Genomic DNA, 18,042 nt, shown 5'->3' with positions numbered 1-18,042 from the left:
TCAAGCGACAGCGACGACGTCGAGAATCCGCTGCACGACCCGGTCCTGGTCGATACCGGCGGCCTCGGCCTCGAACGACAGGATGATGCGATGGCGCAGCACGTCGAACAGCACGGCCTGGATGTCCTCGGGGCTGACAAAGTCGCGGCCGGCCAGCCAGGCGTGGGCGCGGGCGCAGCGATCCAGGGCGATGGAACCCCGTGGGCTGGCACCGTAGGCGATCCACTCGGCCATCTCCGGGTCGAACTTGGCCGGGTTGCGGGTGGCCATGATCAGTTGCACCAGGTATTCCTCCACGGCATCGGCCATGTACAGGCCGAGGATTTCCTTGCGCGCCGAGAAAATCGCCTGCTGGCTTACCCGCCGCTCGGGCTTGGCCTCACCATTGAGCGCCTCGCCCCGGGCCTGTTGCAGGATCCGGCGTTCCACCGTCGCATCCGGGAAACCGATCTTGACGTGCATCAGGAACCGGTCGAGTTGGGCCTCGGGCAACGGATAGGTGCCTTCCTGCTCGATGGGGTTCTGCGTGGCCATCACCAGGAACAGGGGTGACAGTTCATACGTACTGCGCCCAACGCTTACCTGGCGCTCGGCCATGGCTTCCAGCAAGGCGGACTGGACCTTGGCCGGGGCACGGTTGATCTCGTCCGCCAGCACCAGGTTGTGGAAGATCGGTCCTTGCTGGAAGACGAAACTGCCGGTTTCCGGGCGATAGATCTCCGTGCCGGTGATGTCGGCAGGCAGCAGGTCGGGGGTGAACTGGATGCGATGGAACTGCGCTTCGATCCCTTCGGCCAGCTCCTTGATCGCCTTGGTCTTCGCCAGCCCTGGCGCGCCTTCCACCAGCATGTGGCCGTCGGCAAGCAGGGCGATGAGCAGGCGCTCGATGAGTTTTTCCTGGCCGAGAATCTGCGTTGAAAGAAAGGTTCGCAGCGCCAAAAGCGCTTCACGATGTTCCATCGGTGACTGTTCCTGGAAAGGGTGGCCCCTGGCGTTCGGATAACGTCGGGGCTGGGGGCGTTACTTTAATGCATGGCGGGGGGTGGCGACTAACAGGATTTTGATCGGGTGTGCACAATTGTGATCGGCTTGGGAACATTGTGGGGTGGACTCGCTTGCGCTGAATACCGCCGGGACAAGCGCACTGACGCCGTGACGAGGGAGCTTGCTCCCGCTTGACCGGGCTGGCGCTCCGGTGCGAAGCACTCACAAAGTGAATGGGTGTTTATCTGGATGTAGGAGTGTTCTGTATTGGGCTACGTTGTCTTGCGCCGTTGCCTACGACTGCGCCAGAATCCGCCGGCTTGTGCGTCTGGGAGACCGGTTCTATCGTTTTCGGGTCGCTGATGAATCAGCGATCGGGTTTGGTAGCCCGGCCTCCTGACGCGCAGTCCATCGAATGCAAAGGGCTCTTCGCCCTCTGTTTTATGGTGGCCATGCGTAGGGCGTCTTCGGATGCGCCGGGTTGTCAGGTGACCGGTCTACCAACCTCCGTATGGCCATCACCCATTCGTTTGGTAGCGAGAGGAATGGCTCCAATTTCTCACCTGGAGCTTTATCTATGTTCAAAGCAACTCCAAACCCGCCGAACACCGAACCAACGTCACCGCGCCCAAAAACCAAATCCCAAAAACACGACAAAGTCACCGACCGCGTGCTCGACCATTATTTGAACCCGAAACCGGACAAACCCGAAGCGGGTCCTGCCCCCGACCAACTCTTCACCGTCAACAAAGACATCGACACCGAAAGCCTGCTCGCCAACCTCAGCGAAACCCTGGCCTCGGCCAACGTCATGGTCAATGACCTGGCCTTCGACCTGGAGGGTTCACGCCGGCACTTCCTCCTGGGCATCCAACAACTGATCGAACTGGGCAGCCTGTTGGCCAACCGTGCACTAGACAACATCGAAACCCGTCAGCCGACGTAAGTTGTAACAGCCCCAGGGACCGGGACACACCGCGGAACCTGTGGGAGCGGGCTTGCCCGCGAAGGCAATGGATCAGTTGATATTGCTGTTGGCTGACACACCGCTTTCCCGAGCAAGCTCGCTCCCACATGGGACCTGCGACATCTTCGGAATCCGAGGCTCACCCTGGAACCTGTGGGAGCGGGCTTGCCCGAAGGCAATGGATCAGTTGATATTGATGTTGACTGACACACCGCTTTCGCGAGCAAGCTCGCTCCCACATGGGACCTGTGGCACCTTCGGAATCCGAGGTTCACCCTGGAACCTGTGGGAGCGGGCTTGCCCGCGAAGGCGATGAATCAGTTGATATTGATGTTGACTGACACACCGCTTTCGCGAGCAAGCCCGCTCCCACGTGGGGCCTGTGGCATCTTCGGAATCCGAGGTTCACCCTGGAACCTGTGGGAGCGGGCTTGCCCGCGAAGGCAATGGATCAGTTGATATTGCTGTTGGCTGACACACCGCTTTCGCGAGCAAGCTCGCGATGACGGCTGGAGCTCAGCACCCTATTGCGCTAGTTCTGCATCCGAATCGCCTCCACTAGCAGCTTGACCGCCGGCCTGTCGACCAGCTCCCGCCACGGACCATCGTCCACGATTGCTCCTTCATGCATCACGATCACCCCAAGTTGCAGCCGTTGTAGGCTGTGTACGAAATAGTTTGAAATGCAGTATTGTCCACTTGGATGATCCCGTTTCTTAAAACGTTATAGGCATTATTTTGGAGGACGAATCTGCGATCTCTTATCTCTCCAGTTTTCAAGTAATAGGGCAGGTAAATAGATAAAGCAACGATGCACTATTAGAGGTGTTATGTAAAAAATAATGAGCATGGAGGATGAGAACAGTGAAAAGCTGAGGGCGTATGACCCATAGAAGCTGTATTTTTGGCTGTTGTTGGCTAGGTTGGTGGAGGTCAGATAGAACATGAATAAAATAAGCAATATATAAAGCACTGCAAGGGGAGGGATGAGCGCGTATTTTAATAGTGAATAATTTTCGTACTGTTTAGGGTCGATCCTCATTGTTTGATAAGTCTTGTAGAAGGCCAGTATGGCAAATACGGGGCCAATGCATGCAAGGTAGTTTGCGGTTACTTTTGAGCTGAAAGGGAATCGAGATGACCAAAAACCAACTTGCCCAAAGAGGTGGTTATCTATGAAGGCGGCAATGGCCAACTCTGTAGGGGTGATTGGGTAGGAAGGTAGCAGGAAGTTAATGAAGAAGATAGGGGTTGCGGCGAGGACAAACAACCAATACGGAGGTTGTATCTCTTGTGGTCGTTTCTTCATGATGCTCCTGATTTGATCGGCAGTTTATGGCATTGATGTAATCAAGATAGTGCCGAATTCAATATGGCTAAATTCGGCGCCAAGGAACTCCCGTTACTGGGGTTGGTGATCCCGAAATTCATTTAGGATTGCGTTGTTGATAATATCAACCTGGTTGGCATCGAGAATGGACGAGAGGGTGGCTGTTAATAGAGCTACCGCTACTATTCCAAGGGGATGCTGCAACTGCGGGATAAAATAGTGCTAGTACAGCAGCGAGTAACGCACCTGCTCCTGCCCATCCCAGCAATAGCGGTGAAGCGAGCACGATCAGTTTGAGCGTTATCAGGGTGATGAGCGTCGACACCAGCAGAGTGGTATGTGTCTTGTAGGCACTCCTGATCATGACCTGTATGGCATGCATGCAATCACCCCCGGTTGCCTTGTCTGTTTCATTGCGAACTCACCACCTAGCGTGTTTTCGTCGGTGATCAATGAATAGCAGCAGGGACGCTGGAAGGGCTATGGCGCCGCTTCCGATGTTGGCGTAGGCCGGGTCCGGGTTCTCGGTAGGAACAGCATCACCGCCACCAAAGCCCACTCATGATGGCCGTGATGCCGGTGACGAACCTCTAGCCTTTCCACGCTCCCGGATTCACCAGGTTCACCGGCCGCTCACCCGCCAATGCCGCCAGCAGATTCTCCACCGCACAACGCGCCATCGCTTCGCGTGTCTCATGGGTGGCCGAGCCCATGTGCGGGGTGGCGACCACGTTGTCCATCTGCAACAACGGCGAATCCGCACTCAAGGGCTCGCGCTCGAACACATCCAGCCCCGCAGCGCGGATCTGGCCGTTGCGCAGGGCGTCGATCAGTGCCGCTTCGTCCACGACTTTGCCCCGGGAGATGTTGATGAAGATGGATTCGGGGCGCATTTGCGCAAAGGCGTGTTCACCGATCAGCCCTTGGGTCTCTGCGGTCAGCGGGAGGGTCAGGCAGATGAAATCGGCTTGGCGCAGCAGGGTTTCCAACGAGCAGTAGCGGGCGTTGAAACGCTGCTCGATGGCGGGCTTGGGCGAGTGGCTGTGGTAGATAACCGGCATGCCAAAGCCGAAGTGGCCGCGTTGGGCCAAGGCTTCGCCGATGCGGCCCATGCCGATGATGCCCAGGGTCTTGCCGTGGACGTCGCTGCCGAAATGCTCGGGGCCGATGCTTTTTTGCCATTGGCCGGCGCGAATCAGGTTGGCCAGTTCCACCACGCGACGGGCCGTTGCCAGGATCAGCGCAAAGCCGGTGTCGGCGGTGGTCTCGGTCAGCACGTCGGGGGTGTTGCTCAGCAGGATCCGGCGTTCGGTCAGGTAGTCGATGTCGTAGTTGTCGACCCCTACCGAGACGCTGGCGATGGCTTGCAGATTTGGCGCCAGGTCCAGCAGCGCTGCATCCAGCTTCAGGCTCGCGCCCAACAGCCCGTGGGCGCCGGGCAGGGCATTGCGCAGTTGCGCCAGGCCCTGGGCGTCGAGGCGTTCGATGAGGGTGACATCGGCCTGCGCTTGCAAACGGGCCATCAATTGCGCCGACAGCGCCTTGTACAACACCACGTGCTTTTTCATGAGCGGATCTCGATTCAGGAATGGGCGGGCGCCGGGTGTGGCGCCACGGAGTTGGGGGTGGCGCGGTCGCTGGCGCCGGGCTTGAGGGCCAGGGTCAGCACCACCGACAGCAGCAATGCGCCGCTCATCAGCAGGAAGGACATACCCGGTGAGCCGGTGGAGCCGCTGAGGTAGCCCACCAGGTATGAGCCGCCGAAGGAGCCCAGCGCGCCCATGCTGTTGATCAGCGCCATGGCGCCGCCGGCGACGTTGGCCGGCAGGATTTCCGGAACGATGGCAAAGAACGGCCCGTAGGGCGCGTACATGCAGGCGCCGGCGATCACCAGCAGGCTGTAGGACCACCAGAAATGTTCAGGTCCCAATAGGTACGAGGCGTAGAACGCGATGGACGCCACCAGCAGCGGCGGCCAGACGAAACGCTTGCGCTTCTGGGCCTTGTCCGAGCCCCAGGACACAACGAGCATGGCGACGACGGCCGCCAGGTACGGCAGAGACGACAGCCAGCCGGCCTCGACCATGCTCATTTGCAGGCCGGCCTTGAGGATCGATGGCAGCCACAGCACGAACCCGTAGACCCCGATGCTCCAGCAGAAAAACTGCAACGCCAGGATGATCACCTTGGGTGAGCGGAAGGCCTCGGCGTAGTTCTTCACCGCCTTGATCCCGACCTGTTCGGCCGCCAGTGCGCTTTCCAGGTCCTGCTTTTGCTGGGGGCTGAGCCACTTGGCCTGGGACGGACGATCATCCGCCAGGCGCCACCAGACGAAGGCCCAGAGCACCGCCGGCAGGCCTTCGATGATGAACATCCAGCGCCAGTCGAATTGCTGCACCAGGTAGCCCGACACCACCGACATCCACAGCATGGTCACTGGGTTGCCGAGGATCAGGAAGGTATTGGCGCGCGAGCGCTCGGCGCGGGTGAACCAGTGGCACAGGTACACCAGCATGGCCGGCATGACGGCGGCTTCGACCACGCCCAGCATGAAGCGAATCACGATCAGCCAGTAGGCGTTGGAGACCACGCCGGTCAACGTCGCCAGCGACCCCCAGAGGATCAGGCTGACGAAGATCAGCTTCTTCACGCTGTGTTTCTGGGCGTAGATCGCCCCGGGCACCTGGAAGAAAAAGTAGCCGAGGAAAAACAGCGCGCCGAGCAGCGAGGACAGCCCCGGGGTGATCATCAGGTCCTTGGCCATGCCCGAGGCCGCCGCGAAGCCATAATTGGCTCGATCCAGGTAGGCCAGGCTGTAGGTGATGAACACGATGGGCATGATGTACCACCAGCGGCGGGTGGCGAGGTTGAGCGTTTGCATGTCGTTGACTCCTGAGCTTGTTGTTTTTGTTGCAGCAGGTGTGTTTGGGTGCTCTTGCGACCTCTATCGCGAGCAAGCTCGCTCCTACAGGTCTAGCGGCAACCCCTGTGGGAGCGAGCTTGCTCGCGATGGGCGTCATCAAATTCAGTCAGTAACTCATCGCGGGTCGGCAAGCCTTCCATGTCCCCCCGACTCTGTACCGCGCGGCTGCCAATCCAGTTGGCGCGCTGTACCGCCTCGGTGATCCCGCGGCTTTCCAGCAGGGCACTGATCAGGCCGACGGCGAACCCGTCCCCGGCGCCTACCGTGTCCACCACCCGGGCAACCGGCACGCCGGCGACGAAGCCCTGGTCCAGCCGCGTGCAGTAGTAGGCGCCTTGGGCGCCGAGCTTGATCACCACGGCCTCGGCGCCCTGGTCCAGGTAGAAGGCGGCGATGTCGGCCGGGTCGTCGAAGCCGGTCAGCAAGCGGCCTTCGCCGAGGCCCGGCAAGACCCAGTGGGCGAGGGCGGCGAGGCGGTTGACCTCGCGGATCATCAACGACTCGCTGGCCCACAGGCTGGGCCGCAGATTGGGGTCGAAGGACAGGCTGCGACCGGCCTCGCGCATGCAGTTCATCAATTCAAGGGACATCTCGCGGGCCGTGGCCGACAGCGCCGGCACAATCCCGGTGGCATGCAAGTGCCGGGCACCCAGCAGGGTGGGGGCGATGGCCTCGGGCGACAGGTGGCTGGCCGCCGAGCCACGACGGAAATACTCCACCTGCGGGTCGCTGCCATCGTCGGTGCGGGATTTGAACTGGAACCCGGTCGGGTGCGCAGGATCGACCGTCACATGGCGACAATCCAGGCCTTCACGCTCCAGCGTCTGCACGACGAAACGTCCCAGGGAATCGGCGCCGACCCGGCTCAGCCACGCCACGTTGAAGCCCAGCCGCGCCAGGCCGATGGCAACGTTGCTGTCGGCCCCGGCGATGCGCTTGCTGAAATGGTTGACGCAGGCCAGGTCGCCGCAATGGTCGGCCACCAGCATTGCCATGGTTTCGCCGAACGACAAGACATCGAACTCAGGCATGGGCAGGCTCCCGACGAGGTTGTCCGAGACCGGCCAGGGCGGCCACGTGTTCAGTGGTCAATTGCAGCAGCTCATCGCCTTGCAGCGGGTATTCGGCGGCGCGCATCACGCCGGCGGGCATGTGTTTGAACAGTTGCTCCCACAGGTGCAGATCCGCCAGCACCGGTGGCACCGCAATCAACTTGCCGTCGTCGCGCCGGGCCACCGCCTTGCAATGCACATACCGCACGTGGCGTCCGAGCTCGCGGACCGCCAGCGTTGCGGACTGGTCCTGCCATTGCCAGTTGCCGATGTCGAAGGTCATGCCGATGGGCAATCCCAGTGGTTCGAGGGCGGCGAAAAACCGTTGGAAGGGCTCGATCCGCCCGCCTTGCAACGTCTGGTCGTTTTCCACCAGCAATTGCACCGCGCTGGTGGCGAGCACCTGCGCCAGGGCGGTCAGATCATGGGTGCCGGTGAAATGCCCGAGCGAGACCTTCAACCATGTCGAGCCAAACGCCTCGGCCCGTTGCAAGGTCGGCGCCAGGTCAGGATTGGGCTGGGTGCGGTCAGCGAGCCACAACTCGAGGGGCGAGGAGAAAATACTCTGCAGGCCTTGGGCCCGGGCGTCGGCAGCCAGCTCGGCGGGTTGTTCGTGGGTCAGCAGTTCCTCGCGCCATTCGATGCGCGAGGCGCCGGCGGCAGCCAGTAGCGTGGTGAAACGACCTTGGCCTTGCTGGCGCACCAGGTCGGCGCCGTAGCTGGACAGGCTGATGGAAACGGGTGGCTTGTTCATTGTTTTACACCTCTGAAACCGGTTTCAGTTTTGATCAAAAAAAAGGTTCTGCTTGAGAGGCTCATCGCGAGCAAGCTCGCTCCCACAGGGGAGCAGTGCCATATCGACGATTCCTTGTGGGAGCGAGCTTGCTCGCGAAAGGCACTTTCACCGAACCACCCCCCGCGTCGACCCGCGCTCGATCAGCTGCGCTGCAAAATCCAGGGTTTGTATCGGCCCGTTGTCGCCGCGCAAGCGCTTGAGCAGGCACTCGAAGGCGCGGGCGCCAATTTCGGCAGTTGGCTGGGCCAGGGCTGTGATGCCGCTGCCCACCAGCGGGTACCAGTCCAGGTCATCGAGGGCGATCAGGCCCACGTCGTCGAACAGGTGACAGCCCAATTCCCGCAGCGCTTGGGTGGCGGCCAGGGCGGCGATGCCGTTGGCGCAGAACAGCGCCTTGGGACCCGGGCCAGGCTGGGCCAGGAAGGCCTGGATCCGGGCCTTCAACTGATCGCAGATTTCCACCACGACGCCGGCCAAGGCAGGGCGTTGCTCGATGCCCGACTTGAAACTGTCGACGCGCTCGATCCGCGAACTGGTGCCGTCGAACGGCTCGGTCACCATCAGCAGGTCGCGATAGCCGCGTTGTTCGAGATGGTCGAGCGCCATCGTCACCGCCGCCGGGTTGTCCAGCCCCACCAGGTCGCTTTCGAGCCGATCGACTTTGCGATCCACCAGCACCAGGGGCATTTCGCGGCGCAGTTCGAGCAACTCGTCACGGTGATGGCCCAGGGTGTTCACGATCAGCCCTTCGATGTTGTAGGCACGCAACAGGGCCAGGTGCTGACGTTCCTGTTCGTCATCGCGGTCGGTGTTGCACACCACCAGGCTGTAGCCGTGGCGACGGCAGGCGGTTTCCACGCCGTGCATCACGGCAATTGAATAGGGATTGCGGATATCGGCCACCAGCATGCCGATCAGGCGTGTGCGGCCGCGCTTGAGGCCGCGGGCCATCTGGTTGGGGCGATAGCCCAGCTCGTCGATCGCCTGCTCGATGCGCCGGGCGATGGCCTCGGAGAGCAGGGCGCGGTCCTCGCCGATAAAGCGCGAGACGCTGGCCTTGGAAACCCCGGCGCGTTCGGCGACGTCAAGCATGGTCACGCGGCTGCGCTGGGCGGCGGAAAAGGAATTCACGGTTGTAAACCTGCCTGTTGGAGTTATTAGCGGCTCTGAAACCGGTTTCAGGAAACCTCAGAACCCGATGGGTCGTCAAGGGCATTGTGCGAGGGGTGCGACCGGCGGTGTGGGCGTGATCCGGATTCGGGCTTGCCGAAAATTGTTGGAGGTGTCGTGTCGATCCCTGTGGGAGCGGGCTTGCTCGCGAAGGCGGTGGGTCAGTGAAGAAGGTGGTGACTGACCTGACGTCTTCGCGAGCGAGCTCGCTCCCACAATGGTTGGAGGCGTTGTGTCGATCCCCTGTGGGAGCGAGCTTGCTCGCGAAGGCGGCCTTACAAACGCTGAAATCAAACCAGCCTGACGTACGTCCCCACATCCCTGAGAATGTTCTGCAACGTCAGCTCCACCTCGGCCAAGTCCGCTTCATCGGTGTCATGGGTGATCTCCAGCACATCATCCCCATTCAACGCATCGGCATCTGCCGCGGCAATTTCAATCAGCAAGCGGGTCGGGCTGAGAGTGACCTTGACCCCGTCCAGGGTCGACGGTTCGCCATCCAGGGCGATCTCCAGGCTGTCTTCGTCGGGGTAGCGGGTCATCAGGAACATGTCGCCTTGAGTGCTGTGGCAGCAGAGCATGGCCATGTTGTCTTCTTCGTCGTCGCACGGGTTGGCGATCAGAAGGGCGGTGGTCATTTGCATGGTGATGGCTCCTGGCTCAATGAGCCCTGCGGGTGCAAAAGGAGGAGTTTGCCAGCCTCGATGATTTTCTGCAGGGTTACTGCCAACCGGCGCACAACCTGCATGGGATTTCATGCCCCGGGGTGCCGTTTGGCCCTCGGGCTGCTAGGGTTGTTCAGGACGTCTGTGCCAGACAGCTAGCCGATGACCGAATATGTCGCAGCGCTGCAAGCAGGCACCTGATCGCACTCGTTAAGCTGCGCAACGGATGTGCTCCTGCAAAGGCCGCCCCCAGGGTGTTTTTTGCAGGTGTTCATTACATGGAAATTACATGGAAAAGGAATGTGACCTGCGGGTCCCGTCCAGCTTCACCCACCTGTCATCCTGTTTCCTCTGCCCGAGAATCAGGAACGGGATGGCCGACGGCCCCGAAAGGGGCTGCACGCGACGCTTCCATCAATAACAAGCCCAAGCGGAGTACCACAGATGGCGTTCTTCACCGCAGCCAGCAAAGCCGACTTCCAGCACCAACTGCAAGCGGCACTGGCGCAGCACATCAGTGAACAGGCACTGCCACAAGTGGCGCTGTTCGCTGAACAATTCTTCGGCATCATTTCCCTCGATGAACTCACCCAACGCCGGTTGTCCGACCTCGCCGGCTGCACCCTGTCTGCCTGGCGCCTGCTTGAGCGCTTCGACCACGCGCAACCGCAGGTGCGTGTCTACAACCCCGACTACGAACGCCACGGCTGGCAGTCGACGCACACGGCAGTGGAAGTGCTGCACCACGACCTGCCATTCCTGGTGGATTCGGTGCGCACCGAACTGAACCGTCGCGGCTACAGCATCCATACCCTGCAAACCACCGTCCTGAGCGTGCGTCGCGGCAGCAAGGGCGAGTTGCTGGAAATCCTGCCCAAGGGCACCCAGGGCGACGGCATCCTGCAAGAGTCGTTGATGTACCTGGAAATCGACCGCTGCGCCAACGCCACCGAACTCAGTGTCCTGACCAAGGAACTCGAGCAAGTGCTGGGCGAAGTGCGCGTGGCGGTGGCCGATTTCGAACCGATGAAGGCCAAGGTCCAGGAAATCCTGGCGGGCCTGGACGACAGCGCCCACGTCATCGATGCCGACGAAAAGAGCGAGATCAAGAGCTTCCTGGAATGGCTGGTGGGCAACCACTTCACGTTCCTCGGCTATGAAGAGTTCGTGGTGCGTGAAGACGCCGATGGCGGCCACATCGAGTACAACCCCGAGTCCTTCCTGGGCCTGACCAAGCTGCTGCGCGCTGGCCTCACCGCCGATGACCTGCGCATCGAAGACTACGCCGTCAATTACCTGCGCGAACCAACCCTGCTGTCGTTCGCCAAGGCCGCGCACCCGAGCCGCGTGCACCGTCCGGCGTACCCGGACTACGTGTCGATCCGTGAAATCGACGCCAACGGCAAGGTCATCAAGGAATGCCGCTTCATGGGCCTGTACACCTCCTCGGTGTACGGCGAAAGTGTCCGGGTCATCCCGTACATCCGGCGCAAGGTCGAGGAAATCGAGCGTCGCTCGGGCTTCCAGGCCAAGGCGCACCTGGGCAAGGAACTGGCCCAGGTGGTCGAAGTGCTGCCCCGTGACGACCTGTTCCAGACCCCGGTCGACGAATTGTTCAGCACCGTGATGTCCATCGTGCAGATCCAGGAACGCAACAAGATCCGCGTGTTCCTGCGCAAAGACCCGTATGGGCGTTTCTGCTACTGCCTGGCCTACGTGCCACGGGACATCTATTCCACCGAAGTGCGGCAGAAGATCCAGCAGGTGCTGATGGACCGCCTGAAGGCCACGGACTGCGAGTTCTGGACGTTCTTCTCCGAATCCGTCCTGGCGCGCGTGCAACTGATCTTGCGAGTGGACCCGAAGAACCGGATCGACATCGACCCGCTGCTGCTGGAAAAAGAAGTGGTCCAGGCCTGCCGCAGCTGGAAGGACGACTACGCCAGCCTGGTGATCGAGAGCTTCGGCGAAGCCCAGGGCACCAATGTACTGGCCGACTTCCCCAAAGGCTTCCCGGCCGGCTACCGCGAGCGCTTCGCCGCGCACTCGGCCGTGGTCGACATGCAACACCTGCTGAGCCTGAATGAAAAGAACCCGCTGGTGATGAGCTTCTACCAGCCGCTGGGCCAGGTTTCCGGCCAGCGTGAGCTGCACTGCAAGCTGTATCACGCCGACACGCCGCTGGCGTTGTCCGACGTCCTGCCGATCCTGGAAAACCTCGGCCTGCGGGTGCTGGGTGAATTCCCGTACCGCCTGCGCCACACCAATGGCCGCGAGTTCTGGATCCATGATTTCGCGTTCACCGCCGCCGAAGGCCTGGACCTGGATATCCAGCAGCTCAACGACACGTTGCAGGATGCGTTCGTGCACATCGTGCGCGGTGATGCCGAAAACGACGCGTTCAACCGCCTGGTGCTGACCGCCGGCCTGCCATGGCGCGACGTGGCGCTGCTGCGTGCCTATGCCCGTTACCTGAAGCAGATCCGCCTGGGCTTCGATTTGGGCTACATCGCCAGCACCCTGAACAACCACACCGACATCGCCCGCGAGTTGACCCGGTTGTTCAAGACCCGCTTCTACCTGGCGCGCAAACTCAGCGCCGAGGACCTGGAAGACAAGCAGCTGCGCCTGGAACAGGCGATCCTCACGGCGCTGGACGACGTCCAGGTGCTCAACGAAGACCGCATCCTGCGTCGCTACCTGGACCTGATCAAGGCCACACTGCGGACCAACTTCTACCAGACCGACGCCAACGGCCAGAACAAGTCCTACTTCAGCTTCAAGTTCAACCCGCACCTGATCCCCGAACTGCCCAAGCCGGTGCCCAAGTTCGAGATCTTCGTCTACTCGCCGCGGGTCGAAGGCGTGCACCTGCGCTTCGGCAACGTTGCCCGTGGCGGTCTGCGCTGGTCCGATCGTGAAGAAGACTACCGCACCGAAGTGCTCGGCCTGGTGAAGGCCCAGCAAGTGAAGAACTCGGTGATCGTGCCGGTCGGCGCCAAGGGCGGGTTCCTGCCGCGTCGCCTGCCGCTGGGTGGCAGCCGCGACGAGATCGCGGCCGAGGGCATCGCCTGCTACCGCATTTTCATCTCGGGCCTGTTGGACATCACCGACAACCTCAAGGACGGCGCCCTGGTGCCGCCGGCCAACGTCGTGCGCCATGACGACGATGACCCGTACTTGGTGGTGGCGGCCGACAAGGGCACCGCGACCTTCTCCGACATCGCCAACGGCATCGCCATCGACTACGGCTTCTGGCTGGGCGATGCCTTTGCTTCCGGTGGCTCGGCCGGTTACGACCACAAGAAAATGGGTATCACCGCCAAGGGCGCGTGGGTTGGCGTGCAGCGCCACTTCCGCGAGCGCGGCATCAATGTCCAGCAAGACAGCATCACCGTGGTGGGCGTCGGCGACATGGCCGGCGACGTGTTCGGCAACGGCTTGCTGATGTCCGACAAGCTGCAACTGGTGGCCGCGTTCAACCACCTGCACATCTTCATCGACCCGAACCCGGAACCGGCCAGCAGCTTCGCCGAGCGCAAGCGCCTGTTCGACCTGCCGCGTTCGGCCTGGACCGACTACGACACCAGCATCATGTCCGAAGGCGGCGGTATCTTCTCGCGCAGCGCGAAGAGCATCGCCATCTCGCCACAGATGAAAGAGCGCTTCGACATCAGCGCCGACAAACTGACCCCGACCGAACTGCTGAACGCCTTGCTCAAGGCACCGGTGGACCTGTTGTGGAACGGCGGTATCGGCACCTACGTCAAGGCCAGCACCGAAAGCCACGCCGACGTCGGCGACAAGGCCAACGATGCGTTGCGCGTGAACGGCAACGAGCTGCGCTGCAAGGTCGTGGGCGAGGGCGGTAACCTGGGCATGACCCAACTGGGTCGCGTCGAGTTCGGCCTGCATGGCGGCGCCACCAACACCGACTTCATCGACAACGCCGGTGGTGTGGACTGCTCCGACCACGAAGTGAACATCAAGATCCTGCTCAACGAAGTGGTGCAGGCTGGCGACATGACCGACAAGCAACGCAACCAGTTGCTGGCGAGCATGACCGACGAAGTCGGCGGCCTGGTGTTGGGCAACAATTACAAGCAGACCCAGGCGCTGTCCCTGGCGGCCCGCCGTGCATTCGTGCGGATCGCCGAATACAAGCGCCTGATGAACGACCTGGAAGCGCGGGGCAAGCTGGACCGTGCCATCGAGTTCCTGCCTACCGAAGAGCAATTGGCCGAACGCGTTGCGGCAGGCCATGGCCTGACCCGTGCCGAACTGTCGGTGCTGATCTCCTACAGCAAGATCGACCTCAAGGAAGCGCTGCTCAACTCCCTGGTCCCGGATGACGACTACCTGACCCGTGACATGGAAACCGCGTTCCCGCCAACGCTGGTGAGCAAGTTCTCCGAGGCCATGCGCCGCCATCGCCTGAAGCGCGAGATCGTCAGCACCCAGATCGCCAACGACCTGGTCAACCACATGGGCATCACCTTCGTTCAACGGCTCAAGGAGTCCACGGGCATGAGCCCGGCGAACGTGGCGGGTGCCTACGTGATCGTGCGTGACATCTTCCATCTCCCGCACTGGTTCCGTCAGATCGAGGCCCTGGACCACCAGGTTTCCGCCGACGTGCAACTGGAGCTGATGGATGAGCTGATGCGCCTGGGCCGCCGCGCCACTCGCTGGTTCCTGCGCAGCCGCCGCAACGAGCAGAACGCCGCCCGCGACGTCGCTCACTTCGGTCCGCACCTGGCCGCGCTGGGCCTCAAGCTCGACGAACTGCTGGAAGGCCCGACCCGCGAAGGTTGGCAGACCCGCTACCAGGCCTACGTGGCCGCCGGTGTGCCGGAGTTGCTGGCGCGCATGGTTGCAGGCACCACCCACCTGTACACCTTGCTGCCGATCATCGAGGCGTCGGACGTCACCGGCCAGAACGCCGCGGACGTGGCCAAGGCCTACTTCGCCGTGGGCAGTGCCCTGGACGTCACCTGGTACCTGCAACAGATCAGCGCATTGCCGGTGGAAAACAACTGGCAGGCCCTGGCCCGCGAAGCGTTCCGCGATGATGTCGACTGGCAGCAACGGGCGATCACCATCTCGGTCCTGCAAGAGGGCGACGGTTCCCAGGACGTGGAAACCCGCCTGGCCCTGTGGCTGGAGCAGCACCAGGACATGGTCGAGCGCTGGCGCGCCATGCTGGTAGACATCCGTGCCGCCAGCGGCACCGACTACGCCATGTACGCAGTCGCCAACCGCGAACTGCTGGACCTGGCGCTGGCAGGTCAGACGGTCGTGACGGCCAACTGATCCGGCGTTGAAATGAAAAAACCCGCATCGAGAGATGCGGGTTTTTTTTTACCCCCGTTCGGACCGGAATCCACCAAACAGCACTGTGGGAGCAACTGTCTTACCTCTGCCACCCGTCACCGCCATTCAGTGCCGTCTCGAAGCATGGCATTCAGTCTGATTAGCAATATTCGCATGCAGGCGATGAGCGCGACTTTCGCGCTCTTGCCTCGCCCTCGAAGTGCTTCGTACCGGGCCTTGAAGTCGGCGTGATAGCGGATGACAACCCAGCACGACATATAAAGCGCACGTCTGACCCGCGCTCTTCCTCCGTAAATCTGACGTTTGCCGCTGTGATTGCCACTGTCGTCGTTGTAGGGGGCGATTCCCGCCAGGGACGCGATCTCTCTGCGATCAAGCTCACCGAGCTCAGGCAGGTAAACCAACAAACTAGCAGTCGCCACAGTGCCGATCCCTTTAACTGATGTGAGTCGGTCGGCTTTCTCCGCATCCAGCTTACGCATGCTTTGATTAATGGCTTTGCCAAACTGCTTGATTTGGATTTGCAGGTAGCGAATATGATCTTTGATCACCTCGATAACCGCCGGAAGCTGAGCCTGCTGTAGCCGGCGCTTGTTGTCATCTCGTTGCTGGACGAAGTGTTCGCGCAGCTGAATCAGCTCCCGCAGTGCTTCACGCTCAGGTGAAATGGGCTTTTCGTGAGACGCATGCAGAGCTTCGGCAAAATCGGCAAGAACAGCCGCATCGATGGGGTCGGTCTTGGCATTCTTGCCCATTGCTACGGCGAAGGCTCTAGCCCGACGAGGGTTGATCCTGAGCACATTGAAACCTGCCTCCTGCAGTGCTGCCATAACCTTTCGTTCATAGCCGCCCGTGGCTTCCAGTAACACCCGGCCAATCGTGTACGGGCTTAGCTGTTCGACCAGTTGTGCAAAACCCTCAGGCGTATTGGGGACCTCGTAGCCTTGGTTCTGTGGTCGAACCCAAACGACGAGATTTGATTTGGATATATCGATACCGACCCAGGAAATCATGGCAAAACCCTCTTACACTCAGAAATGAGAGTGCTCTGGCTTTGCCCACGCTTGTGATTCGAGTGCCGCTCGTCCAACTGTTCGGGCTTATGGGCCAGAGTAGAAAGGTAGATGGCAGCTTTGCTCCCACTCGTGCTTCAAGCACCGCGGACTCACAGCTTGCCATCTACCCCTCTCACCCCAGAGTTTATTCCCTTACTCAGACACAAGCGGGCTTGCCCGCGAAAGCGGAGGGTCAGTCAACCAAGATGTCGGATGTGCAGCCGTCTTCGCGGGCAAGCCCGCTCCCACAATGAATAGGCGTCGGACACGCCATCCGGACCCGCCGAAGAATCGGTGGGAGCGGCTCGCTAAAGCCGAGGATCAGCCGGCACAAGCCTGAGTGAACCGTCGTTTTCGCAACCAGGCCCGTGCCCACCGTGAAGGGTCTATTCGTCGCGATGTTTTGTGTTATGTTATCCGATTTCTTTTGACAGGGATTCTCATTCTCTGTCTTGTACGGATCCCCGACGAGTATTGCCATGAGCCTCTCTTCCCCTGTGACGAGCCTGTCCGGCGTCGCCGCGCCCGCCCTCGCCACGAGCCTCGCCAAAACCCATGTGCGCATGCTGGCCATCGATGCCCTGCGAGGGTTCGTGATGTTGCTGATGCTGGTCGACCATGTTCGCGAAACATTCCTGCTGCACCGGCAGGTCAGCGACCCGATCGATGCGTTGAGTGTCACCCCGGACCTGTTCTTCACCCGGCTGCTCAGCACGCTCTGTGCCCCGGTGTTCATCTTCCTCACCGGTTTGTCGGCCTGGCTCTACAGCCAGAAGCACACCGCCGGCGAAACCTCGGTGTTCCTGCTCAAGCGCGGGTTGTTCCTGGTCGTGCTGGAACTCACGTTCGTGTGTTTCGCCTGGACCGCCGAGTTTCCCCCCAAGACTTTGTGGCTGCAGGTGATCTGGTGCATCGGCATTTGCATGATCGCCCTGGCCGTGCTGTTGCACCTCAAGCGCAGTTGGCTGATCGTCATCGGCGTCGCCATTGTCGCCGGCCACAACCTGCTGGACGGCATCGTGCTGGGGCCTGACTCGCCATTCTTCGTGCCCTGGTCGATCCTGCACCAGCGGGCATTCATCGATCTCACCGAATTCACCCGCGCCCGCACCACTTACCCGGTGCTGCCCTGGATCGGCGTGATCCTGCTGGGCTGGGCCATCGGACCGTGGTTTGCCCGGCAGGTGGACCCCGCCGTGCGAGTGCGGCGGCTGTTGCAGGTGGGCATCGGCTTGCTGGTGGTATTCGTCGTCATCCGCTACCTGAACGTCTATGGCGACAAGCCCTGGGTGCAGACCGGCGATGCGCTGCGCACCGCCATGAGTTTCCTGAGTGCGACGAAGTACCCGCCATCGTTGATGTTCCTGCTACCGACACTGGGGGTTGGCCTGATCCTGTTGGCATTGTTCGAGAAGGCTCAGGCGCGGGGCACCATCGCCTTGCTGGCGGTCTACGGCGGCGCGCCGATGTTTTTCTATCTGTTGCATCTCTACGTGCTCAAGGCCCTTTACCTGCTGGCGGTTGCCCTCTGGGGCACCAACCAGGGGGCGTATTTCGGTTTCGACCATTTGCCCCTGGTGTGGGTGTGCAGCGTGCTGCTGGGGGTGGCGCTGTTCTTCCCGACCCGCTGGTTCGCCGAGCTGAAGCAACGGCGACGGGACATCGCGCTGCTCAAGTATTTCTGATCAGAGCCAATAAAACGCCGTCATCTGGCCGGCGTTTTTCGTCCGTAATGTAAAAAGATGCTTCGGTCTGGTTATTTCATT

The 18,042-nt window shown here is 61.2% G+C and carries 12 protein-coding genes and 1 pseudogene; 3 read left to right on the top strand and 10 right to left on the bottom strand.

Features of this window, described 5'->3' with window-relative positions; translation table 11 throughout:
• Positions 1-960 (bottom strand): ATPase AAA, encoded by a 960-nt coding sequence (locus VM99_22690; protein ID AKK00738.1) that lies wholly within the window; start codon positions 958-960, stop codon positions 1-3.
• A 601-nt stretch (positions 961-1,561) separates the two neighbouring features.
• Here VM99_22690 and VM99_22685 point away from each other — a divergent pair.
• Positions 1,562-1,930 (top strand): hypothetical protein, encoded by a 369-nt coding sequence (locus VM99_22685; protein ID AKK00737.1) that lies wholly within the window; start codon positions 1,562-1,564, stop codon positions 1,928-1,930.
• Between the two features lie 1,078 nt (positions 1,931-3,008).
• Here VM99_22685 and VM99_22680 read toward each other — a convergent pair.
• The 7 genes and pseudogenes from VM99_22680 to VM99_22650 all read right to left on the bottom strand — a co-directional run bounded on the left by VM99_22680 (position 3,009) and on the right by VM99_22650 (position 9,866).
• Positions 3,009-3,260 (bottom strand): annotated as a pseudogene (locus VM99_22680) (hypothetical protein).
• 611 nt (positions 3,261-3,871) lie between these two features.
• Complete coding sequence (locus tag VM99_22675) at positions 3,872-4,849, bottom strand: bifunctional glyoxylate/hydroxypyruvate reductase B (protein AKK00736.1); 978 nt, start codon at positions 4,847-4,849, stop codon at positions 3,872-3,874.
• Positions 4,850-4,863: 14 nt separating this feature from the next.
• On the bottom strand, positions 4,864-6,162 hold the full coding sequence (locus VM99_22670; protein AKK00735.1) for an MFS transporter: 1,299 nt from the start codon (positions 6,160-6,162) through the stop codon (positions 4,864-4,866).
• Between the two features lie 92 nt (positions 6,163-6,254).
• The gene (locus VM99_22665; protein AKK00734.1) at positions 6,255-7,235 is read right to left on the bottom strand and encodes a 2-dehydro-3-deoxygluconokinase; all 981 of its coding nucleotides are present in this window, start codon (positions 7,233-7,235) and stop codon (positions 6,255-6,257) included.
• Positions 7,228-8,010: an AP endonuclease gene (locus VM99_22660; protein ID AKK00733.1), complete on the bottom strand. Its 783-nt coding sequence runs from the start codon at positions 8,008-8,010 to the stop codon at positions 7,228-7,230. Before VM99_22660 ends, VM99_22665 begins: the two co-directional genes overlap by 8 nt.
• Before the next feature lie 147 nt (positions 8,011-8,157).
• Positions 8,158-9,183, bottom strand: a complete 1,026-nt coding sequence (locus tag VM99_22655) for a transcriptional regulator (GenBank protein AKK00732.1) — start codon at positions 9,181-9,183, stop codon at positions 8,158-8,160.
• A 329-nt stretch (positions 9,184-9,512) separates the two neighbouring features.
• A complete protein-coding gene (locus VM99_22650; protein ID AKK00731.1) occupies positions 9,513-9,866 on the bottom strand; it encodes a hypothetical protein in 354 nt (117 codons plus the stop codon).
• Between the two features lie 465 nt (positions 9,867-10,331).
• Here VM99_22650 and VM99_22645 point away from each other — a divergent pair, with 465 nt between their 5' ends.
• Positions 10,332-15,200, top strand: coding sequence for an NAD-glutamate dehydrogenase (locus VM99_22645; GenBank protein ID AKK00730.1), 4,869 nt, complete (start codon positions 10,332-10,334; stop codon positions 15,198-15,200).
• A gap of 116 nt (positions 15,201-15,316) precedes the next feature.
• On the opposite strand, the gene VM99_22640 is transcribed toward VM99_22645, so the two are convergent.
• Positions 15,317-16,234 (bottom strand): transposase, encoded by a 918-nt coding sequence (locus tag VM99_22640; protein AKK00729.1) that lies wholly within the window; start codon positions 16,232-16,234, stop codon positions 15,317-15,319.
• Between the two features lie 235 nt (positions 16,235-16,469).
• On the bottom strand, positions 16,470-16,757 hold the full coding sequence (locus VM99_22635) for a hypothetical protein (GenBank protein ID AKK00728.1): 288 nt from the start codon (positions 16,755-16,757) through the stop codon (positions 16,470-16,472).
• On the opposite strand from VM99_22635, the gene VM99_22630 reads away from it, so the two are divergent.
• Positions 16,756-17,961, top strand: a complete 1,206-nt coding sequence (locus VM99_22630) for a membrane protein (GenBank protein AKK00727.1) — start codon at positions 16,756-16,758, stop codon at positions 17,959-17,961. The two genes, VM99_22635 and VM99_22630, sit on opposite strands and share 2 nt — an antisense overlap.
• Positions 17,962-18,042: the final 81 nt, after the last annotated feature.

The sequence above is a fragment of the Pseudomonas chlororaphis genome (assembly GCA_001023535.1).
GTDB classification, from domain to species: Bacteria; Pseudomonadota; Gammaproteobacteria; order Pseudomonadales; family Pseudomonadaceae; genus Aquipseudomonas; species Aquipseudomonas chlororaphis_E.
This window is presented reverse-complemented; position numbering and strand designations above follow the sequence as displayed.